The organism is Anaeromyxobacter oryzisoli, from assembly GCF_022690765.1.
GTDB classification, from domain to species: Bacteria; Myxococcota; Myxococcia; order Myxococcales; family Anaeromyxobacteraceae; genus Anaeromyxobacter; species Anaeromyxobacter oryzisoli.
Genome location: NZ_JALCZA010000021.1, coordinates 33,897 through 54,105, shown reverse-complemented (window position 1 = coordinate 54,105; position 20,209 = coordinate 33,897). Strand labels below are relative to the sequence as shown.

The following is a 20,209-nucleotide window of genomic DNA, read 5'->3' as shown; positions in this document are numbered from 1 at the left end:
ACAGACATGATCCCGCGCTACACCCGCGCCGAGATGGGCGACATCTGGTCCCCGGAGCACCGGCTCCGGATCTGGCTCGACGTCGAGCTGTTCGCCTGCGAGGCGATGGTGGGGCTCGGCCAGGTGCCCGCCGAGGACCTGGCGACGCTCCGGCGGACGTTCGACGGCTACCGCTTCTCCGCGCAGGACGTCGCGCGCATCGACGAGATCGAGCGGACGGTCAAGCACGACGTCATCGCGTTCCTCACCTTCGTCGAGGAGAAGGGCGGCCCGGCCGCGCGCCACCTGCACAAGGGGATGACCTCCTCCGACGTGCTCGACACGACGCTCGCGGTCCAGCTCCGCGACGCGACCGCGCTCCTCCTCGCCGACGTGGACCGGGTGCTGGCCGCGGTGAAGCGGCGGGCGCTCGAGCACCGCCGGACGCCGATGATCGGCCGCAGCCACGGCATCCACGCCGAGCCGGTCACCTTCGGCCTCAAGCTCGCCGGCTGGTACGACGCCTGGACGCGGCGCCGCGACGCGATCGCCCGCGCGGGCGAGACCGTCGCGGTCGGGAAGATCTCCGGCGCGGTCGGGACGTTCGCGAACGTGGACCCGCGCGTCGAGGCGTTCGTGATGGAGAAGCTCGGCCTCGAGGGCGGCGAGGGCGCGGCGACGCAGGTCGTGAACCGCGACCGCCACGCCGAGTTCTTCACCGCGCTCGCGCTCGCCGGGGCGACCCTGGAGCAGCAGGCGATCGAGGTCCGTCACCTCCAGCGCACCGAGGTGCGCGAGGCGGAGGAGCCGTTCACGCCCGGGCAGAAGGGCAGCTCGGCGATGCCGCACAAGCGGAACCCGATCCTGTCCGAGAACCTCACCGGGCTGGCGCGCCTGCTCCGCGGCTGGGCGCTGGCGTCGCTGGAGGACGTGGCCCTCTGGCACGAGCGCGACATCAGCCACTCCTCCGTGGAGCGGGTGATCGCGCCGGACGCGACCATCACCCTCGACTTCGCGCTGAACCGCTTCGCCGGGATGATCGAGAACCTGCGGGTCTACCCCGAGCGGATGCTCGAGAACCTGAACCTCACCGGCGGCCTCTACGAGGCCCAGCGCGTGCTCCTCGCGCTGGTGGGGAAGGGCGTCGCCCGGCAGCAGGGCTACGTGTACGTCCAGCGGAACGCGATGAAGGTCTGGGAGGAGAAGGTGGACTTCCGGACGGCGCTCAAGCGGGATCCGGACGTGAGCCGCCTCCTCTCCGCCGACGAGATCGACGCCTGCTTCGCCATCGGCTACCACCTGAAGCACGTGGACACGATCTTCCGCCGGGTGTTCGGGGAGCCCTAGCGAGGGGGCGCGGTGCCAGAGGACGTTCACGGACCGGACGGAGTGTCCAGCCCGCCGACAGCGGGCGCGGAGTGCGCGGCGGCCGCGGCCGCCTTCTGCGCGCCGGCCGGCGCTGGCCCGGAACTTGCGAACGGCGGGGACGTGGCCCCCTGCCCCGACTGGACGCCGTGCGCCATCGCGCTGTCGGTGCGCCGGCTGATCGCCTCCAAGCTGGCGCACGGGGCGCTCCTGTGGGGCGTCATCGCCGCGCTCGCCCTCGTGGGCTATCCGCCGTGGCGCATCGGCGTGCTGGTCTGCTGCTACCTGGCCCAGACGGTCTCCGAGCTCGTGCTGCTCCGGAGCATCCCGCGGACCCGGGAGGGCGAGCTGTTCTGGGATCGCGCGGGCGACCTGCCCGGGCGCGCGGTGCACCTGTTCCTGTTCGCCATCGCGGGCGCCGTCCAGCTCGCCATGACCGGCGGCCTCGAGAGCCCGCTCGTCGCGACCCACGTCGTCCCGTTCCTCGCGGGCGTCGCGATCCTCGGGCCGAGCCGCCGGACCGCGCTGCTCGGCGCGCTCACCTTCTCGCTGGCGGTGGTGCTCGCCCTGCTCCCGCCGGCCTGGGTCGGGCCGCGGGTGCCGTCGCCGGCGTTCGAGCTCATCGTCCTCGCGGGGCTGTTCGTGGCGGTGGTGGTGGTCGGGACCAACGTGTCCTTCACGGTGGACGCCCTGCGCGGCACGCAGGGGGCGTTCCTCCGGTCGCGCGAGGCGGCGGCCCGCGCGGCGCTGGCGCGGGCGCGGAGCCTCGAGCAGGTCGGCGCGACGGTCGCCCATGAGCTCAAGAACCCGCTCACCGCCGTGAAGGCGCTCGTGCAGCTCGGCGCGCGGAACCCCGCCGAGGCGGCGAGCCACGAGCGCCTCGAGACGATCGAGCGCGAGGTCGAGCGGATGCAGGGCACGCTCCAGGACTACCTCTCCTTCTCGCGCCCGCTCCGGCCGCTGGCCCCCGAGCCGCTCGACCTCGGCGCGATCGCCGGCGACGTGCTCGCGGCGGTGTCGGCGCGGGCCGAGGCGGCGGGCGTCGCGCTCGGGCTCTCCGGGAAGGCGGTCGTGGACGCCGACCCGCGCCGGGTCGAGGAGGCGCTCCTCAATCTCGTCGCGAACGCGGTGGAGGCGACGCCGCGCGGCGGCCGGGTGGACGTGGAGGTCGAGCGCGTGGACGGCATCGCGTCGATCCGCATCCGGGACAGCGGGCGCGGCATGGCGCCGGACGTGCTGGCGCGCGTCGGGACGCCCTTCTTCACCACGCGCGACGAGGGCACCGGGCTCGGCGTGGTCCTCGCGCGGGCGGCGTTCGTGCAGCACGGCGGCGCCCTGCGGTTCGAGAGCGCGCCGGGTGTGGGCACCACCGCGATCGCGACGCTGCCGCTCCGGTGCGCCGCGGGAGGGGGGCATGGCCCGTATCCTGCTCGTCGATGACGACGCGGCGGTGCGCGCCGCCCTCGCGGAGCTGACGCGCTCGCAGGGGCACGAGGCGGTCCTCGCCGCCTCCGGCGCCGAAGCCCTCGCGGCGCTCGAGGGGGCCGACGTGGTGGTGACCGACCTCGCGATGCCGGGGATGGACGGCCTCGAGCTGCTCCGCGCCGTCCACGAGCGCGACGAGGCCCTCCCGGTGGTGCTCCTGACCGCCCACGGCTCGGAGCGGATCGCGGTCCGCGCCATGAAGGCGGGCGCCTACGAGTACGTCTCGAAGCCGTTCGACGTGGACGAGATGGCGCTCGTGCTCGATCGCGCCGCGGAGGCCCGGGCGCTCCGGACGCAGAGCCGCCGGCTCCGCGCCGAGCAGGCGATCGGGCGGCGCATCGTCGGGACGTCCGCCCCCATGCGCCGCCTCCTGGACGCCGTGGCGCGGGTCGCCGGGAAGGACGTGACGGTGCTCGTCCGCGGCGAGACCGGGGTGGGGAAGGAGCTCGTCGGCTCGCTCCTGCACGCCGAGAGCCGCCGCGCGACGGGGCCGCTCGTCCGCTTCAACTGCGCCGCGATCCCGCCGGAGCTGGCCGAGGCGGAGCTGTTCGGCCACGCCCGCGGCGCGTTCACCGGCGCGGTGCAGGCCCGCCCCGGGTTCTTCGCGCAGGCGGACGGCGGGACCCTGGTGCTGGACGAGATCGGCGAGCTGCCCCTCGGGGTCCAGGCGGCGCTCCTGCGCGCGCTCCAGGACGGGGAGATCCAGCCGGTCGGGGCGGCGCGGCTCGAGAAGGTGGACGTCCGGATCGTGGCGTGCACGAACCGCGAGCTCGAGGCCGAGGTGCGCGCCGGTCGGTTCCGCGCGGACCTGTACTACCGGCTCGCGGTGGTCGAGCTGGTGGTCCCGCCGCTCCGGGACCGGCGCGAGGACATCCCGGAGCTCGCCGCCGAGCTGCTGCGCCACTACGCGGAGCGGTTCGGGGTCCCCGACGTCCGGCTCTCGCCGGCGCTCGTCGCGCGGCTCGTCGCCGCCGACTGGCCCGGCAACGTGCGCCAGCTCGAGAACACCGTCGCCCGGCTGGTCGCGCTCTCGTCGGGCGGCGAGATCGGCCCGGAGGCGCTCGAGCCCGCGCCGGGCGCGTCGGCGGCGCCGAGCGCCGCCGCGGCCCCGACCGGCGGCGCGGAGGCGGACGCGGACGCGGAGGGGCCCGCGACGCGGGAGCCGGGCCGTCCGCTCACGCTGCGCGAGCAGCTCGAGGCGGTGGAGCGCAGCATCGTCGCGCGCGCGATGACCGACGCCCGCGGGAACCAGTCCGAGGCGGCGCGCCGGCTCGGCGTCTCCCGCGGCACCCTCATCGATCGCCTGAAGCGCTTCGGCCTCGCCCCGGACTACGGCGGCAGGCGCTGAGCTGAGATCCAGCGGGGCTGCGCCCCGCCCCGTCCAGCGAAGCTGCCCAGCGCACGCGATGCGTGCGCGTCTTCGATCATCGCCCCACTCGGCGTAGCGGGTCCCGTGACCGCTCGCGCCTCGCTTCGCGGGTCCGCTCGCGGTCCCCGCGCGGAGGGGCCGCGCCCCTCCCCCCGCCTGCGGCCTCTTGATTCAACACAACCCCGGGCAGAGAGCAGGACCGGTCGACGAGGGCTCGTGCAGGCGAACGGCCCTGAAGGACGAGTGGTCCGGGCTCGGAAGATGAAAAGGCCGCGGCGTCACGGTGCCATGGGAACCGTCTGCGCAGGATCGGGCCCGAAGAGGCCCGCGTTTCGCCGAGGGCGCTACGAGTCCTTCGCCGGCACCGTGGGCTGAATCGCACGTCGCGCTGCCGTCCGTTCGCGAGGCGGCCGACGGCTTCACGGTGAGCGTTGGGCAGCAGCCCTTTCGCGGGAACCCCCGATTTCACTGATCGGCTGTTGACGCACTTTCCGGTGGGTGACGCTTCGCGAGCCCAGGTCGTCCGAATAGGCCTCTCTCGCAGCGCCGCGCGGGCGCCATGCGCCGCGAGTCCGCGCGGAGCCGAGGCGCGAGGGACCGTTCCCGTTCTCGCGCCCAGGCGCGAATGCGTGCGCCTGGGGAGGTCGTGAAATCCCGTGAGACCATTGGTTCATGCACGCACGCGATCTCTCCGCCCGGCTCTCCGAGCTCCTCCGCCGCGAGCACGACTGCATGGCCGACTTCCTGGTCGCTCTCGCCGACTTCGATCGCCGTCGGCTTTGGGTCGAGCTCGGCTACTCGAGCCAGTTCTGGTTCCTCCATCGTGAGCTCGGGCTCTCGAAGGGGGCCGCGTTCTACCGGAGGACGGCGGCCGAGCTGGTGCAGCGGTTTCCCGAGGTCATCGAGCCGCTGCGCGACGGGAGGCTTTGCATCTCGAGCATCGCGGAGCTGGCGAAGGTGATCTCGCCCGAGAACCGGGTCGAGGTCCTGCCGCGGTTCTTCCACCGCTCGAAGCACGAGGCGGCGGAGGTTGCGGCCGAGATCAAGCCGGTCGGGAAACCGCCGCGTCGCGAGATCGTGACGGCGGTGCGCGCCCCGGCCACGGAGGAGATCGTTCCGCGTCTCGAGGTCGCGGCGGCGGCGCTCCCGGTCGCGGCTCCGAACGTCGTCACGGCGGCACCGTTCGAGCTGCTCGAGGCGAGAGGTTCGCCGGAAAACCTTGTCGATGCCAATTCTCCGCGCACCGCGGCGCACGCCCCATCTTCCCGCGAAGCCCGCGCCGAATCGGTCGAGCCGCTCAGCGCCGACCTCCGGCGCCTTCATTTCAACGTCTCCCGCCGCTTCCTCGCGAAGCTCGACTCCGCGCGGGATGCGCTCTCTCATTCGCATTTCGGCGCCAGCACCGAGGAGATCCTCGAGGCCGCTCGTACTCGCGGTCCCCCACCACGAAACGCCTCGCGGAGCGGATGCGGGGCCGGGACGATGTGATGAATGGTCACGCCTGCGGCCGGGTCCCTCCACCCCGCGTCACGATCATGGGCTGCGCGCCGCCGGTCAGGGCGCGCGCGAGGGGACGAGGGCGCTCGCCGGGGACGGGTCGACGACGAGCCCGACGATCCACGCGTCGAGCCGCTCCTCGAAGTGGATGTTGAGGTAGTCCGGCCCCTGGTGTCGCCGGACGAACAGGCCGAGATCGAGGCCGCGCGGCACCTGGTGGAGGACCGCGACCTCCGCCGCGAACTCGGTCCACGGGCGCCGCCCGTCGGCGGTGGCGAGGTGCACCGAGCCCTCCGCCCCCACCCGCACGCGGAGGCCGGTCGGCGCGGTCCACGCCGGCGCGACGGGCAGCGGGAGCTCCGCCTCCGCCGACCAGAGCGCCCGCACCGTGCCGTAGCGCGCCCTCATCTGCGTCGGCATGCACGCGTCGAGGTGGCACGGGAAGTTCCACTCGAACGTGGTGGTCGCCGACAGGGCGCTGCCGGCGGGGAGGACCGCGCCGCTCCCGGGGAACCAGCGGACCCCGAGCCCGGCGGCGCCGTAGTTCGTGGTGAAGGAGCCGTCGCGGACGTTGAGCGCGGTCGACGGCGGGTCGGTGGTCGGCTCGCAGGCGAAGTCGGACTTGCCCACGCGCACGTGATCGGCGAGGGCGCAGCCGTCCGCCCCGTTCGATCGGTGCGCGAGGTCGAACGAGAGCGCGCCGACGAGCCGGTGGGGGCGGTCCACGGGATCGAGCGGGTCCTCCGGCGCGCCGAGGAGGGCGACGTGGAAGATCTGGAGGCGCGCCCGCGGCTCGTACGTGGGCGTGCGGACCGGCGCGGAGTCGAAGCGCCAGATCCGGAAGTCCCCGAGGAACGAGAGCAGCGCGACGGCGGCGGTGCCGCCCTGCTCGAGGATCTCCGGGGCCTCGAGCCCGTTGTGCAGCACCACGTGGACGGCCGGGCGGGCCTCGAACGCCTGATCGTGCTGCGTGGCGGTCGAGATGGTGCTGCGCTCGAGGAAGGCCAGCGGCTCGCCGGTCCGCGGCAGGTGCGCCGCGCAGCCGACGCCCGAGAGCGTCCACGCGAGCGCCACGATCAGCCCGACGGCGCGCCACGCGGGCTCGGGACGGATCGGATGGGCCGCGCCTCGTCTTCGCCGTGTGCCGTGCGACATGGCGGGCTCAGGTGCAGCGAGCGTGCCTGCCTCGAACATGCACCTGTCGCGGAACTCGTCGGTACGTCTGCTTCGGGTTGTCGGAAACGAGGACGGCTCGTCCAGAAGCCCGACACCTCACCGGGAACGGCGTAGCGCGCAAGAGGCCGCGAATTGGCGTTCACGCCTACATCGGAGGGGATCGGCGATGAACTTGCATGGAGACGCGCGGTGGCCTCCTCCCGCCTCATCGCCTTCGCGGCCTTGCTCGCCCTCGCTGCGGCGCCTGCGCGCATCCACGCGGCGACGGAGGGCGAGCGCGAATCGGCCGCGCCGACCACGCGCACCGTCGTCGGAAGAGGAGACGTGGTCCAGACGGCCGCGGTCACCGAGGTCATCCCCGCCGAAGCCAGAGCCCTGGCCACCCCGGCTCTCCTCGGAGGCGGCGCGCCGCCGCAGCCGACGAAGGCCGGCTCCTCCCCGCTCCGTGCCGAGCTCGGCCCTCTGCCGCCAGATTCCACCTTCGGGGGAGAGCCGTTCCCGGGCGGCGCCCGCGCGTTCACGGAGCGGCGCCGGCTCGGCATCGCCACGTCCGAGGCGCTCGCGATCCACTTCACGATGATGGGTTGGAACCGCTACGTCGGGAACGCGGAGTGGTCGCACGTCTCGGGCGACTCGCTCGAGCGCAACCTCCGGAGCCGCTGGGTCCTCGACGACGACGACTTCTGGGTCAACCAGTTCGGCCATCCGTACCAGGGCACCTGGTCCTACGCCGCCGCGCGCTCGGCGGGGCTCGGCTTCTGGACCTCGACCGCGTTCCCGATCGCCGCGAGCGCGCTCTGGGAGCTCGGCGGCGAGACCACCTTGCCGAGCGTCAACGACCAGGTGACGACCCCGGTCGCCGGCATCGTGCTCGGCGAGGCGCTCTGGCGCGTCGCCGAGGCGATCCGTGCCCAGGGGGGCACGGTGAACGAGGTGATCGCGGGGATGCTCTCGCCGATGAGCGCCCTGAACGGCCAGATCCTCGGGCGGACCGCGCCGCGGCCGATCCCGTCTACGCGCTTTGCGCTCCAGCTCGGCGGGATCGCGGGGGACGGAGCGCGGGTGGGCTGGCCCGACACGAGCGCGCCGCGCCCCTATCTCGGCGTCGAGCTCACCTGGGGGCTGCCGGGCGATCCGGACCTCGAGCTCGACGAGCCGTTCGACCACTTCGTCCTCCAGGGCGGCTACGGCGCCGTGTCCGATCCCCTCGCCGTCATGCGGATCCGGGGGCTCCTCGTCGGCGCGAAGGTCGAGCCCGCGGAGACGGTGGGTGGCCTCTGGGGGCTGTTCCTGTCGTTCGACTTCGACACCACCGGCCCCTACCGGGTGTCGACGAGCGCGCTCGGCGTCGGCGCGAGCGGGCGGGCCGAGCTCGGCGGCGGCCTCGCCCTGGAGACCTCTGCGGTCGCCTCGGCCATCCTGATGGGGGCCATGGGCGATCGGCCTCGGTTCGGGGAGGGGCGGGACTACCGGTTCGGCCCCGGCGAGCAGGCCGTGCTGGACGTGCGGCTGCGCGCGGATCCGCGGGTGTCCGGAGGCGTCGCGCTCCGGCAGTACCTGGTGTTGGGCGACGGCCCAGGGGCCGGCGCGGACGTGCTCGTCGAGACGAGCGCGGGGTTCCTGCTCCAGATCGTCGGGCCTCACGCCGTCGGCGCGGAGGTGGCGCACCACTTCCGGTGGCTCCGCGACGTCTCGGGCGCCCTCGTCACGGGAGAGGGGGACGTGGTGCGGGTCTATTACGCCCTCGCCGGAGGGTGACCCGCCGTTCGCCTTCGCCACGGCGGCGCTCTCCCGGGCGGAGCTACACTTTGTGGGCGCCGAGGAGGGGGCCCGCAGGGCTTGCACGCTGGCGCCGCTAGCTTGCGCGTCGAGCGTCTCGAGGCGCGACGATGCCGTCGCCGGGGGAGCTCGACGGGTCGCCCTGAACGCTCCGCCCTTGCGCGGGCAGCGCTCGCGTGGCAGGTCATCCTCATGGTTCGGATGGACGAGCGCGAGGACGCGCTCTCGCTGGTGACGCGGCTCGCGCGGCCACGCGCGCTCCTCGTGCTCGCGGCGCTGCTCGCCGCGCCGGCGCTCGTCGCGGGGTCGCGCCAGCCGGCCGTCTCGGCGCCGCTCGCCGCCGCCTCGGTCGCGCTGCTCGTCGTCGGCGGGCGCGCCATGCGCACCCGGATCGGCGCGGGGCGGGTGACGGTCGTGCCGGCCGTTCCCTTCGCGCGCGGGGCGTCCCGCCTCCTGGCGGACTTCGACCGCGCCGGCGTCGAGACGGTGGGCGAGGCGCGGGCGCGCCGCGCCGAGGCGCGCGCGCGGGCCTACGCGGCGCGGACCGGGACCGCGCTGCCGGACTGGCTCCGGGCGCCGGCGGGGGCGGGGTTGAACGACCACCTCCGCCGGCTCGTGCTCGTCCCGCGCGCCGGCGAGCCGCTGCCGCTCACGGCGTGGCTCCCGCCGGAGGACGACCTCGGGCCGGCGCTGCGCGCCGTCGAGGCCCGCCTCCGTTGAAGGAGGGCGCGAGCGCTCGCGGTCAGCGCTGGCCCAGGTAGCCCTTGGCCGCGAGGTTCCGCTTGATCCGCTCCTCGACCGAGCCGACGGTCGAGACGAACCGCTCGCCGGTGAGCCGCTCGTACACCTCGATGTACTTGCGCGCGAGCATCACGCGGACATCGTCGGTGAGCGGCGGCGGCTTGCCCTGCCCGGAGAACCCGTGCTCCTGGATGAGCCACTGCCGGATGTTCTCCTTGTCGAGCATCTCCTGCTCGGCGCCCTTCGCGAGGCGCGCCTCGTAGCCGTCCGCGACCCAGTAGCGCGAGCTGTCCGGCGTGTGGATCTCGTCGATGACCACGAGCTTGCCGTCCACCGTCCCCATCTCGTACTTCGTGTCCACGAGGATGAGGCCGCGGGAGCGGGCCCACTCCTGGCCGCGCTGGAAGAGCTTGCGGGCGATCGCGGTCGCCTCGCTCCAGAGCTGCGGGGAGACGAGCCCCTGCCTCAGGAGCTCCGCCTCGCTGATCGGCTCGTCGTGCTTGCCGTACTCGGCCTTGGTGGAGGGCGTGATCACCGCCTGCTCGAGCGCCTGGTCCTTCTTCAGCCCCTTGGGCCACGCGATGCCGTACGCGTCGGTCTTGCCACCCTGGTAGTCGCGCCAGAGCGAGCCGGTGATGTAGCCGCGGATCACGATCTCGATGGGCAGCGCCTTCGCGCGCTTCACCACCATCACGCTCGGATCCGGCTGGTCGAGGAGGTGCGTCGGCGCGAGGTCCTTCACCTTCTCGAACCAGAACGCGGCCAGGCGCGAGAGGACCTCGCCCTTGAACGGGATGGTCCCGAGGACATGGTCGAACGCGGAGACCCGGTCGGTGGTGATCATCACGATCCGGTCGCCGCGGCTGTAGTTGTCGCGGACCTTCCCGCGGTACAGGTCGCCGAGACCCGGGAGATCGATCTGCCGGAGGGTGTGCGGCAGCTGGGAGCGCAGCAGCTCGTCGGTCATCATGGCGGCGATGTTATACGGGATCCCGCGCGCGAGGGCAGCCGGATCAGGGCGCTCGCGGCGCGCGGGGGCCCGGACGGCTGCGGGCTCCCCGGGCTCGGGCCGCGGGGGAGCGAAGGACCCCCGAAACGCATGGACGCGTCCAGGATCAAGGTGGTGCTGCAACACCCGCAGAGCGCAGAGAACGTCGGCGCCGTGGCGCGCGCGCTGAAGAACTTCGGCCTGGAGCGCCTCGCGGTGGTCGCGCCGGCGGCCTGGGGAGGGGCACCCCGCAGCGGGGGGCCGTGGACCGCCGGCGAGGACGTGATGGCCCGCGCCCGCCGTACCGCCCGGAAGGCGTCGGACCTCCTCGACGCGGCCGAGATCCACGTGGACCTCCCCGCGGCCCTCGGCCCCGCGACGTGGACCTGCGGGACGACGTCCCGCGAGCTCGAGGGGCGCCCCCGCCTCGACCCGCGGACGCTCGGCGCGGAGGTCGCGCGGCGCGCGGCGGCCGGCGAGGTGGCGCTCGTGTTCGGGGAGGAGCGCCGGGGGCTCTCCGACGCGGAGCTCGAGCTCTGCCAGGCGGTGTGCACCATCCCGACCGCGGCGGCGTACGACTCGATGAACCTCGCGCAGGCGGTGGCGGTGATCGCCTACGAGGTGCGGATGGCCGATCCGGGCGCGGCGCTCGCGGCGGCGGCGCCGGTGGGCGAGCCGGCGCGGCACGCGACGATCGAGGCGCTCTGGGCGCGGACGAGCGCGCTCCTCGGGCGCGCGGGCTACCTGAACCCGCAGAACCCGGAGCACATCCTCGCCGACTTCCGGCGGCTCCTCGCGCGGGCAGAGCCCACGCAGCGCGAGGTGGAGCTGCTCGTCGCCGCGATCCGCGCGCTCGAGCGGAGGCTGCCGACGGTCGGGGATCGCTGACAGCGGTCGCGGGCTGCGCCGCAGCCTAGGGCCGAATCGAGCCCGCACGCGACCCCGTTCACCGTCACCGTGCCCGTGACCGTTCCCCGTGCCCGCATCCCGCCTCCCGTATCCCCCTGGCCCGTAAGTCCGACGGCGCGGTCGGACCACGGAAAGCTGGGCCACGGGCCACGGGACCCGGCTCACGGATCACGGAGAAGCCGGTGACGGTGACGGTGACGGACACGGAGCACGGAGCACGGAAGCCCGCGCCGCGTCGGGCGATCGCGAGCCCCGGCACGCCGGAGCGAAAGCGCAGCCCAACGTCGTCACGCAGGGTGGAGGGGCCCCGCCGTAGGCGGGGGGAGGGGCGCAGCCCCTCCGCGCGGGGACCGCGAGCGACCCCCCGCGAAGCGGGGCCGCGAGCGGTCACGGGCCCCGCGCAGCAGGGGTTGGGCCCCGACGGCTCCGCCGGCGGGGCGGGGCGGCACGCCCCGTGGAGAATGCCAGGGGCGCAGCCCCCGTTACTATGTCGCCGCGGCGGGCGCAGGCGCAGGCGTCTCGGCCGCGGCGCCCTGGTTCTTCTTCCGCGACTTCTTCCAGGCCTGGAAGTGCTCCTCGCAGAGGCCGTGCTCGAGCACCTTCTTCTTGCACTCGGGCTTCGAGCAGGTGTCGTAGCGGGCGGGTCGCCCCTCGAGCTCGCCGCGGCGGAACTTCTTGTAGTGGAAGAAGCAGAGGCCCTTGGCCCGGTACGCGCGCTTGCAGCCCGCGATCGTACAGGTCTTCTTGCCGCCGCTCTTCGCGGCGGGGGCCTTCTTCTTGGTCTTCGAGGTCGTGATCTCGGCCATGGAGCGCGCTCGATACCAGACCCGGGCGCCGATCGCAATACCGAACGCCCTGGCGCGACGCGGGTTTCCCGTGCCCTTCCGGTTACTCGCCAAGGAGCTCGTGCGCGTGCGCGTGCGCCTGCTCCTGGGCGGGGACCTCGGCGAGCGGCACCCTGATCGCGCGCTCGCCGGCGCCTCTCCGGAGCCGGATCTCGATCTCGCGGCCGACGCCCGCCGTCGAGACGTACCAGCGCAGCCGGGCGGGCGTGCGGGTGGCGTGCCCCTGGACCGCGGTGATCACGTCGCCCACCGCCAGCCCGGCGGTCGCCGCCGGCCCGCCGGGCGCGAGCTCGACGATCTCGACGCCGGCGGTGGGCACGCCCGGCGCGCTGGGCGCCTCCCGGACCGACACGCCGAGCCAGCTCCGCTCCACGCGGCCACGGGCCTTGAGCTGCTCCACGATGTCCTTCGCCATGTTGATCGGGATCGCGAAGCCGATCCCCTGGCCGGTCGCGTTCACCGCCGTCGCGATCCCGATGACCTCGCCGCGCAGGTCGAGGACGGGCCCGCCGGAGTTCCCCGGGTTGATCGAGGCGTCGGTCTGGATGAAGTCGTAGGTGCCGGGGCGGCCGACCGGCGAGATGTCCGAGCGCCCGGTGTGGCTCACGACGCCGACGGTCACCGAGTGATCGAGGCCGAAGGGGCTCCCGATCACCATCACCCACTCGGCGACGGCGATCCGGTCCGAGTCGCCGAGCGGGACGAAGGGGAGCGGGTGCGGCGCGTTCACCTTGAGCAGCGCGACGTCCGACTCGCCGTCCGTCCCGACGACGCGCGCGGGGAGCTTCGCGCCGCCGCCGAGATCGACCTCGACGCGGTCGGCGCCCTCGATCACGTGGGCGTTGGTGAGGATCCACCCGTCGCGGTGGATGACGAAGCCGCTGCCGATCCCCTTGCGCGGGCCGTCGTGCAGCTTCTCGAAGAGGTCCTTCAGCGAGTCGTCCCCGGACTGCGGGGAGGCGGCCTGCGAGGTGAGCACGCCCACGACGGCCGGGATCGCCGCCTGCGCGAGCCTGGACAGATCCGGCAGCCCGGCGGCGCTGGCGGTGGGCGGTACCCGGGCCTCCGTGTAGATCGGCGCGGGTACCGCGAGGGGCGCCGCGCCCAGATGGACCGCGAGAAGGATCGCCCACCCTGGCATGTCGCCCCCACCGGCCCCGCGAGACGCTGCGAAGCTCTTGGCGTGAAGGTGCGAACCGTGGCCGAGCCGCGGCAAGAATCGCACCCGCCAAGCGCCGGCCGGTCGGAGCGCGTCAGGGAGGGGCGGACCCTCGCTCGCCCCCGCGCAAGCGGGAGGCGGAAGCCCTCAAGGCCCGTCGAACAATCGACGGGCCTTGACCATCTAGGAGGGGCGGGCCGTCGCCCGCCCCTCGCGCCCGAAGTGAATTCGGGCGCTTCACCCCACCCGCCGCCCCGCTCACGCGGGTCGGCCTGAGAGCTCGTCGAATTCTTCGACAAGCTCTCAGCGCGTTTCGGCCAGGTGCTCGGAGACGATCCGATCCACGGCGCGGCGGTCCGCCTCGGTGTGGCGCTCGACCGGCCGCTCGGCGGTGCGCTTCTCGCGAACGGGCTCTGCGGTGCGCACGTGCGAGCGGGCGGGGGGGCGGGCGCGCGGCGGCGCGTCGGCCGGGGAGCCCTTCATCTCCGCCCAGGTGCGCTCCACGAACTCGGACGGCGAGCGAGCGGTCGCCCAGCGGTCGGACAGCGTGCGGCCGCCGAAGGGGACGAACGCGAAGATCGCCCAGAGCGCGGCGGCCGCGAAGAGGAGCTTGAGCACGAGGCGCACCATTCCTCCCGGGTAGCACGGAGGCGGGGAGGGAGCGAGTTCTCGACCGCGCAGGCAGCCGCAGGCCTCGGGAGCTCCGATGGACGCGCACCCGCCCCGCGTCTGGCAAAGTATCCGCTATCGCGGACGGAAGACGCTTCGCGATCGCGTTGCCAACCCAGCCCATCCGGGGCATGAAGGTGCGCATCCTGACGCATCCGTTTGACCGGATGAATTTCCGCCCGCTAGTATCCGTCCCGACCACGTTCGACGTCCCACAGAGGCGCGGCCCGACGAGAGGCCGCGCGTTGGAGGAGCACCGCATGAAGCGCATCATCCACACCCTGGCCGCCGCCGCGCTCGCGCTCGCCGGCCTGGGCGCCCGCCCCGCCGCCGCCGCCCAGGTCATCCGCCTCGGCGTCGAGAACGGCCCGCACGCCGAGATCGCGGAGCTGGTGAAGAAGCTCGTCGCGAAGGACGGGATCGACCTCAAGGTCTTCGAGTTCACCGACTACACCCGCCCGAACCCCGCGCTCGACCAGGGCGATCTCGACGCCAACTCGTACCAGCACCAGCCGTACCTGGATCAGCAGATCAAGGATCGCGGCTACAAGATCGTCGGGGTGGCGAAGACGGTGGTCTTCCCGATGGGCGTCTACTCGAAGAAGATCAAGTCGCTCGACCAGCTGCCGAAGGGGGCGAAGATCGCCATCCCGAACGATCCGTCCAACGGCGGCCGCGCCCTCCTGCTGCTCCAGTCGAAGGGCGTCCTGAAGCTCCGCCCGGGCTCCGGCATCACGCCGACCGAGATCGACATCGTCGAGAACCCGAAGAAGGTGAAGATCGTCGCGGCGGACGCGGCGCAGCTCGCGAACTTCCTCCCGGACGTGGCCGTCGCCGTCATCAACACGAACTTCGCCATCCAGGGGAAGCTCGATCCGGCGAAGGACGCCATCGCGCGCGAGTCGAAGGACTCGCCCTACGTGAACCTGCTCGTCGTCCGGCAGGCCGACGTGAACAAGCCGTGGGTGAAGAAGCTCGTCGCGGCCTACCACTCGAACGAGGTGCGCCAGCTCATCGCCACCAAGTGGCCGGGCGTCGTCGTCCCCGGCTTCTAGATCGGCCCGCACGGCCTCGAGGGCCCGTCACCCGCGCGGTGGCGGGCCCCTTGCTTTGGAGCCGGGGTTCTTCGAGCGCTCGGACCGCGGAGCGCCGGAGCGTGCCCGTGCCCGTGATGCGTCACCGGTTCCCGTGCCCGCTCCCGGTTTCCGTGTCCCCTTGCCCGTGATCCGGCCACTGGATCGGCATCACGGGCGATCGGGCCACGGGCCACGGGCCACGGGACCCGGTTCGCGGGCCCACGGAACGGCCGGTGACGGGGACGGTGACGGTGACGGTGTGACGGGGCCTGATCCCCCGTCACGCGCTCGGCTGCTGGGACCTGAGCAGCCGCTTGTTGAGCCGGCGGGCGAGGCGGTCGCCGACGGACTGGACGACCTGGACCAGCGCGATGAGCACGATCACCACCGCCAGCATGACCTCGGGCAGGAACCGCTGGTAGCCGTAGCGGATCCCGAGATCCCCGAGCCCTCCGCCGCCCACCGCCCCGGCCATCGCCGAGTAGCCGATCAGGGTCACCACCGTGATCGTGATCGCCGCGACGAGGCCCGGGAGCGCCTCGGGCACGAGCACCTTCAGCACGATCTGCAGCGGCGTGGCGCCCATCGACTGCGCCGCCTCGATGAGCCCCGGATCGACCTCGCGCAGCGCCGCCTCGGCGAGCCGGGCGACGAACGGGATGGCCGCGATGGTGAGCGGCACGACGGCCGCGGCGGTGCCGATGGAGGTGCCCACCACGAGCCGCGTGAACGGGATGATCGCGACGAGGAGGATGATGAACGGCGTCGAGCGGCCGGCGTTGACCACCGCGCCGAGCACGCGGTTCACGATCGCGTTCTCGCGGATGTGGCCGGGGCTGGTCGCGACCAGCACCACCCCGAGCGGCAGGCCGAGCACCGCGGACAGGGCCGACGAGATGCCGACCATGACCAGGGTCTCGAGGAACGCGTCAAGCAACAGCCCGAGCATCGCCGGCGACATGGCCGAGCACCTCCACCTTGAGATCCTTGCCGCGGATGAAGTCGATGGCCCGCGCCACGTCCTGCTCGCCGCCGATCGCCTCGACGATGACGTTCCCGTAGGGCGCGCCCTGGATGTAGTCCACCGTGGCCTGCAGGATGTTGAGCAGGATCCCGAACTGGCGGACCACCTCGGCCACCACCGGCGAGTGCGCCGAGGGGCCCCGGAACACGATCCGCAGGACGGGGTTCCCGCCGAGCTCGGGCCGCGCGTTCAGGCGCGCCACCAGGTTGGCGGGCAGCTCGCGGTCCACGAGGTCGCGCACGAACCGCCGGGTGACCTCGGCGGTGGGCGCGGTGAAGACGTCGAACACCGGGCCCATCTCGGCGATCTCGCCGTGCTCCAGGACCGCGACCCGGTCGCAGATCTCCTTGATGACCTGCATCTCGTGCGTGATGAGGACGACGGTGAGGCCGAGCTTGCGGTTGATGTCCCGCAGCAGCGCGAGGATCGACTGGGTGGTCTCCGGGTCGAGGGCGGAGGTGGCCTCGTCGCAGAGCAGCACCGCCGGCTCGGAGGCGAGCGCGCGCGCGATGCCGACGCGCTGCTTCTCGCCCCCGGAGAGCTCGGCGGGGTAGCGCCCGCGCTTGTCCGCGAGCCCGACCAGCTCCAGCAGCGGCGCGGCCGCGGCGCGCGCGGCGCGCCGCGATCGGCCGGCCAGCTCGAGGGCGAGCGCCACGTTCTCGAGCGCGGTCCGCGAGGAGAGCAGGTTGAAGTGCTGGAAGATCATCCCGATCGAGTGGCGCGCCTGCCGGAGCGCCCGGCCCCGCAGCGCCGTGATCTCCTGGCCCGCGACGATCACCTGACCGGAGGTGGGGCGCTCGAGGAGGTTGATGCACCGGACCAGCGTGCTCTTGCCGGCCCCGCTGCGGCCGATGACGCCGAACACCTCGCTCTTCTGCACGGTCAGCGAGATGCCCTTGAGGACGCGCACGGGGCCGCCCTCGGTCTGGAAGGTCTTGGTGAGGTCTCTGAGCTCGATCATGTGCTCGGTCCCGCCGCGCCGAGCGGCGGCGGAGGTCCGTTATACTGGACGAACGCGGTCGGCGCGAGACGGTGGGGCGCTTTCGAGCGCCGCCGGCCTCCGGCGCCGAAGGAGGGAGCGCTCGGTTTCGCCGGGCGCGCCCCGGAGACAGGGAACCGGAGACAGGAAACCGGAGACGAAGCCGTCCCCCGGCGCCCGGTCACCGTGACCGCCACCGGCCTCTCGTGAACCGGCGCTCCCGTGGCCGCGAGACCCCGCGGCGGGGCCCGAGCCCGCGGTCCGCGGTCCGCGGCACGACAGCCTCCCTCACGCGAGGCTTGCCTCGCGCGCGGGCGCATTGGTCCGATTTCCGTCAAGCTCGTCGCGGCTCGGCCGCACCGCGTCGTCACCGCGGGTTGCTAGGCGTCCCAAAAAATGCGGAAACTCGATCGGTTTGTGATTGAATGCGCGGCCGCGTTCTGACCCTCGCGCAGAATCACCCCGTGAACGGAGGTAGCATGAATTTCCGCAAGCTCAGGGCGACCGCACTGGTCGTTGCAGGTCTCTCCCTCCCCGCCGCGTCGCTCGCCCAGGCCGCGACGCCCGCCGCGAAGCCCGGCGAGTTCAAGATCCCCGGCACCGAGACGACGCTGAAGCTGTACGGCTTCGTCGAGCTCGACGCCACCTACGACTTCAAGGGCGCCGACGACGACATCCGCGGCGACGACTGGGCGACGTTCCTCGAGTTCCAGCCGCTCGACCACGGCAAGCGTGACAAGGACCGGCTGTACGTGACCGCCCGGACCTCGCGCGTGGGGCTCACCACGACGACGCCCACCGCGAAGGGCCCCATGTTCGTCCGCGTGGAGGGTGACTTCAACTCGCCCTCGGCCTTCAACTACTCGACGGAGGCCACCACCAACGGCACCAACTTCCGGCTCCGTCACGCCTACGGCGAGTGGGGCGGGTTCCTGGTCGGCCAGAGCTGGTCCAACTTCATGGACCTCGGGTCGCTCCCCGACACGGTGGACTTCAACCCGCACGGCGCGTTCGCCCTGACCCGCGCGCCGGGCGTCCGGTACACCTTCAACCTCGGCGGGCCGACCCTCGCCTTCGCCGTCGAGAACCCCCAGAGCGTGGTGGTGAACTCGGTCGTCTCCAACAGCTTCACCGTCGGGCGCGAGTTCGACCGCGCCCCGGACATCTCGGGCAACTTCACGATGCCGCTCCCCTTCGGCCACGTGAACGTCCGCGGCGTCGGCCAGGAGTACCAGGGCCGCACCCCGGGCGGCGTCGGTGACAGCCGCTGGGCCTGGGGCGCCGGCGTCTCCGGCAGCGTGAAGGCCGGCTCGTCCGACAACCTGGTCTGGTCGGTCCAGGGCGGCGACGGCATCGGCAAGTACATGTTCACCTCGCTCTTCCAGGGCGCCGCCTTCGTCGGCGACAAGATCGAGCTCTGGAGGACGCTCGCCTATCACGTGGGGCTCACCCACTCCTGGACGCCCGCCTTCCGCTCGAACGTGATCTGGTCGCAGACGTTCTTCGACTCGAACGACGCGCTCGCGAGGGCCGCGGGCGCCAGCGCGTTCGGCACCGGCGCCGCGAACAAGCGGATCGACTCGCTGTTCGTGAACTCGTTCTACGATCCCATCAAGAACGTCGAGTTCGGGCTCGAGTACTCCTACGGCCAGCGCAAGGTCTTCACCGCCGCGCTCGAGGCGGCCGGGCTGGACCCCGCGTTCACCGTCGGCACGCAGCACCGGGTCAACGCCCTGGCCCGCTACAGCTTCTTCTAGGCGGTCGAGGCGATCGCAGGTCCGGGGCGGCGAGACGCGGTACGGTCTCGCCGCCCTCGTCTCGACGGGGTTCGAGCACCGCGGCGTCCGACCGGCCGCGCCCCGTCTGCCCCGTGCCGGAGGTCTCCATGCGGTTCGCGAGTGCGATGGCGGTCGCGGCGCTCGCCCTCGCCGCCGCGGGGTGCGAGCGGAAGCCGGCCGCGCCGGGCCCCTCGCCGGCGCGGGCGCCGACGCCCTCGGCGACGGCGGAGGCCGCGGGGGACTCCATCCTGATCGGCCACGTCGCCTCGCTCACCGGCGACCAGGCGACGTACGGCGTCTCGAGCGACAACGGCATCAAGCTCGCGATCGCGGAGCTGAACGCGAAGGGCGGGGTCAAGGGCAGGAGGCTCGCCCTCAGGACCTACGACGACGAGGGAATACCGGAGAAGGCCGCCGCGGCCGCCACGCGCCTCGCCGTGCACGACCAGGTCGCGGTGCTGCTCGGCGAGGTCGCGTCGAGCCGCTCGCTGGCCATGGCCGCGATCGCCGACGGCACCGGCGTCCCGATGATCTCCACCGCCTCGACCCACCCGCGCGTCACCCGGGACCGCGGCCGGACCCGGCCCTACGTCTTCCGTGTCTGCTTCGTCGATCCGTTCCAGGGCGCCGTCATGGCGAAGTTCGCCCGGGAGCACCTGCGGCTCGCGAAGGTCGCCGTCCTCCGCGACGTGGGGAACGACTACTCGGTCGGCCTCGCGGACTTCTTCGTCGCCCGCTTCGAGGAGCTCGGCGGCACGATCGTGAGCGACCAGGGGTTCAAGGCCGGCGACCGCGACTTCCAGGTACAGCTCACCGCCATCGCGAGCACCAGGCCGCAGATGATCTACGTGCCCGCCTACTACGCGGACGTGGCCCTGATCGGCCGCCAGGCCCGCGAGCTGGGGATCGGGGTCCCGCTCGCAGGCGGGGACGGCTGGGACTCCGACAGGCTCTTCGAGATCGCCAGGGGGGCGCTCGACGGCTCGTACTTCACGGACCACTACACGCACGAGAACCCGGCGCCGCTCGTCCAGCGCTTCGTGCAGCGCTACCGCGAGGCCTACGGCGCCGTGCCGGACGCCGCCGCGGCCCTGGGCTACGACGCGGCCCGCGTGGCCGCCGACGCGATGAGCCGGGCCCCCGACCTCTCCGGCCCGGCGCTGCGCGAGGCCATCGGGAAGACGAAGGACTTCCCCGGGGTGACCGGCCGGATCTCGCTCGACGCCAGCCACGACGCCGTGAAGCCGGCGGTCGTCATCGGCATCGAGAGGAACGTCGGCAGGTACCTGACGACCGTGGAGCCCTGATGACCTCCGTGGAGCCCTGACGACCCCGGCCACCGGGACGAACGAGAGGGGTTGATCGGCGACCCCTCTCGTCTCTATGGTGGC

At 73.1% G+C, this 20,209-nt stretch carries 17 protein-coding genes; 10 read left to right on the top strand and 7 right to left on the bottom strand.

Annotated features, from left to right (window positions below; all coding sequences use genetic code 11):
* Positions 1-6: 6 nt before the first annotated feature.
* The 4 genes from purB to MNZ27_RS09240 all read left to right on the top strand — a co-directional run bounded on the left by purB (position 7) and on the right by MNZ27_RS09240 (position 5,686).
* Complete coding sequence (gene purB, locus MNZ27_RS09255) at positions 7-1,326, top strand: adenylosuccinate lyase (protein ID WP_242393763.1); 1,320 nt, start codon at positions 7-9, stop codon at positions 1,324-1,326.
* 141 nt (positions 1,327-1,467) lie between these two features.
* Positions 1,468-2,784: a sensor histidine kinase gene (locus MNZ27_RS09250; RefSeq protein WP_242393762.1), complete on the top strand. Its 1,317-nt coding sequence runs from the start codon at positions 1,468-1,470 to the stop codon at positions 2,782-2,784.
* Positions 2,759-4,177: a sigma-54-dependent transcriptional regulator gene (locus MNZ27_RS09245; protein ID WP_242393761.1), complete on the top strand. Its 1,419-nt coding sequence runs from the start codon at positions 2,759-2,761 to the stop codon at positions 4,175-4,177. The genes MNZ27_RS09250 and MNZ27_RS09245 overlap by 26 nt, the downstream gene beginning before the upstream one ends.
* Before the next feature lie 693 nt (positions 4,178-4,870).
* Entirely contained in the window at positions 4,871-5,686 is an 816-nt protein-coding gene (locus MNZ27_RS09240) for a hypothetical protein (RefSeq protein WP_242393760.1), read from the top strand.
* 66 nt (positions 5,687-5,752) lie between these two features.
* Here MNZ27_RS09240 and MNZ27_RS09235 read toward each other — a convergent pair whose 3' ends face one another.
* On the bottom strand, positions 5,753-6,769 hold the full coding sequence (locus MNZ27_RS09235) for a hypothetical protein (protein WP_242393759.1): 1,017 nt from the start codon (positions 6,767-6,769) through the stop codon (positions 5,753-5,755).
* 291 nt (positions 6,770-7,060) lie between these two features.
* Here MNZ27_RS09235 and MNZ27_RS09230 point away from each other — a divergent pair, with 291 nt between their 5' ends.
* Together MNZ27_RS09230 and MNZ27_RS09225 are read left to right on the top strand one after the other, a co-directional pair.
* Positions 7,061-8,629, top strand: a complete 1,569-nt coding sequence (locus MNZ27_RS09230; protein ID WP_242393758.1) for a DUF3943 domain-containing protein — start codon at positions 7,061-7,063, stop codon at positions 8,627-8,629.
* Positions 8,630-8,842: 213 nt separating this feature from the next.
* Positions 8,843-9,370: a hypothetical protein gene (locus tag MNZ27_RS09225; protein WP_242393757.1), complete on the top strand. Its 528-nt coding sequence runs from the start codon at positions 8,843-8,845 to the stop codon at positions 9,368-9,370.
* A gap of 22 nt (positions 9,371-9,392) precedes the next feature.
* Here MNZ27_RS09225 and MNZ27_RS09220 read toward each other — a convergent pair whose 3' ends face one another.
* The gene (locus MNZ27_RS09220; RefSeq protein WP_242393756.1) at positions 9,393-10,361 is read right to left on the bottom strand and encodes a phosphoribosylaminoimidazolesuccinocarboxamide synthase; all 969 of its coding nucleotides are present in this window, start codon (positions 10,359-10,361) and stop codon (positions 9,393-9,395) included.
* 129 nt (positions 10,362-10,490) lie between these two features.
* Between MNZ27_RS09220 and MNZ27_RS09215 the strand changes: the two genes are divergently transcribed.
* Positions 10,491-11,267 (top strand): RNA methyltransferase, encoded by a 777-nt coding sequence (locus MNZ27_RS09215; protein WP_242393755.1) that lies wholly within the window; start codon positions 10,491-10,493, stop codon positions 11,265-11,267.
* A gap of 506 nt (positions 11,268-11,773) precedes the next feature.
* Here the strand turns inward: MNZ27_RS09215 and MNZ27_RS09210 are convergent.
* The 3 genes from MNZ27_RS09210 to MNZ27_RS09200 all read right to left on the bottom strand — a co-directional run bounded on the left by MNZ27_RS09210 (position 11,774) and on the right by MNZ27_RS09200 (position 13,922).
* On the bottom strand, positions 11,774-12,094 hold the full coding sequence (locus MNZ27_RS09210) for a hypothetical protein (RefSeq protein ID WP_242393754.1): 321 nt from the start codon (positions 12,092-12,094) through the stop codon (positions 11,774-11,776).
* 82 nt (positions 12,095-12,176) lie between these two features.
* Positions 12,177-13,274 (bottom strand): S1C family serine protease, encoded by a 1,098-nt coding sequence (locus MNZ27_RS09205; protein WP_242393753.1) that lies wholly within the window; start codon positions 13,272-13,274, stop codon positions 12,177-12,179.
* A 321-nt stretch (positions 13,275-13,595) separates the two neighbouring features.
* Positions 13,596-13,922 carry a hypothetical protein gene (locus tag MNZ27_RS09200; RefSeq protein WP_242393752.1) on the bottom strand — a complete coding sequence of 109 codons (327 nt, stop codon included), beginning with the start codon at positions 13,920-13,922 and terminating at the stop codon, positions 13,596-13,598.
* A 299-nt stretch (positions 13,923-14,221) separates the two neighbouring features.
* Between MNZ27_RS09200 and MNZ27_RS09195 the strand changes: the two genes are divergently transcribed.
* Positions 14,222-15,016 (top strand): MetQ/NlpA family ABC transporter substrate-binding protein, encoded by a 795-nt coding sequence (locus tag MNZ27_RS09195; RefSeq protein ID WP_242393751.1) that lies wholly within the window; start codon positions 14,222-14,224, stop codon positions 15,014-15,016.
* 301 nt (positions 15,017-15,317) lie between these two features.
* Here MNZ27_RS09195 and MNZ27_RS09190 read toward each other — a convergent pair whose 3' ends face one another.
* Together MNZ27_RS09190 and MNZ27_RS09185 are read right to left on the bottom strand one after the other, a co-directional pair.
* Complete coding sequence (locus tag MNZ27_RS09190; RefSeq protein WP_242393750.1) at positions 15,318-15,998, bottom strand: methionine ABC transporter permease; 681 nt, start codon at positions 15,996-15,998, stop codon at positions 15,318-15,320.
* Positions 15,967-17,022, bottom strand: coding sequence for a methionine ABC transporter ATP-binding protein (locus tag MNZ27_RS09185; protein WP_242393749.1), 1,056 nt, complete (start codon positions 17,020-17,022; stop codon positions 15,967-15,969). Before MNZ27_RS09185 ends, MNZ27_RS09190 begins: the two co-directional genes overlap by 32 nt.
* Positions 17,023-17,519: 497 nt before the next feature.
* On the opposite strand from MNZ27_RS09185, the gene MNZ27_RS09180 reads away from it, so the two are divergent.
* The gene (locus tag MNZ27_RS09180; RefSeq protein WP_242393748.1) at positions 17,520-18,797 is read left to right on the top strand and encodes a DcaP family trimeric outer membrane transporter; all 1,278 of its coding nucleotides are present in this window, start codon (positions 17,520-17,522) and stop codon (positions 18,795-18,797) included.
* Positions 18,798-18,925: 128 nt separating this feature from the next.
* On the top strand, positions 18,926-20,125 hold the full coding sequence (locus tag MNZ27_RS09175; protein ID WP_242393747.1) for an ABC transporter substrate-binding protein: 1,200 nt from the start codon (positions 18,926-18,928) through the stop codon (positions 20,123-20,125).
* The last annotated feature ends 84 nt before the right edge of the window (positions 20,126-20,209 follow it).

Coding starts and splice junctions, on each gene's coding strand:
- MNZ27_RS09225 (WP_242393757.1), top strand. CDS start 8,843: ATGGTTCGGATGGACGAGCGCGAGGACGCGCTCTCGCTGGTGACGCGG.
- MNZ27_RS09185 (WP_242393749.1), bottom strand. CDS start 17,022: ATGATCGAGCTCAGAGACCTCACCAAGACCTTCCAGACCGAGGGCGGC.
- purB (WP_242393763.1), top strand. CDS start 7: ATGATCCCGCGCTACACCCGCGCCGAGATGGGCGACATCTGGTCCCCG.
- MNZ27_RS09215 (WP_242393755.1), top strand. CDS start 10,491: ATGGACGCGTCCAGGATCAAGGTGGTGCTGCAACACCCGCAGAGCGCA.
- MNZ27_RS09190 (WP_242393750.1), bottom strand. CDS start 15,998: ATGTCGCCGGCGATGCTCGGGCTGTTGCTTGACGCGTTCCTCGAGACC.
- MNZ27_RS09210 (WP_242393754.1), bottom strand. CDS start 12,094: ATGGCCGAGATCACGACCTCGAAGACCAAGAAGAAGGCCCCCGCCGCG.
- MNZ27_RS09195 (WP_242393751.1), top strand. CDS start 14,222: ATGAAGCGCATCATCCACACCCTGGCCGCCGCCGCGCTCGCGCTCGCC.
- MNZ27_RS09180 (WP_242393748.1), top strand. CDS start 17,520: ATGAATTTCCGCAAGCTCAGGGCGACCGCACTGGTCGTTGCAGGTCTC.
- MNZ27_RS09200 (WP_242393752.1), bottom strand. CDS start 13,922: ATGGTGCGCCTCGTGCTCAAGCTCCTCTTCGCGGCCGCCGCGCTCTGG.
- MNZ27_RS09245 (WP_242393761.1), top strand. CDS start 2,759: ATGGCCCGTATCCTGCTCGTCGATGACGACGCGGCGGTGCGCGCCGCC.
- MNZ27_RS09175 (WP_242393747.1), top strand. CDS start 18,926: ATGCGGTTCGCGAGTGCGATGGCGGTCGCGGCGCTCGCCCTCGCCGCC.
- MNZ27_RS09220 (WP_242393756.1), bottom strand. CDS start 10,361: ATGATGACCGACGAGCTGCTGCGCTCCCAGCTGCCGCACACCCTCCGG.
- MNZ27_RS09240 (WP_242393760.1), top strand. CDS start 4,871: ATGCACGCACGCGATCTCTCCGCCCGGCTCTCCGAGCTCCTCCGCCGC.
- MNZ27_RS09205 (WP_242393753.1), bottom strand. CDS start 13,274: ATGCCAGGGTGGGCGATCCTTCTCGCGGTCCATCTGGGCGCGGCGCCC.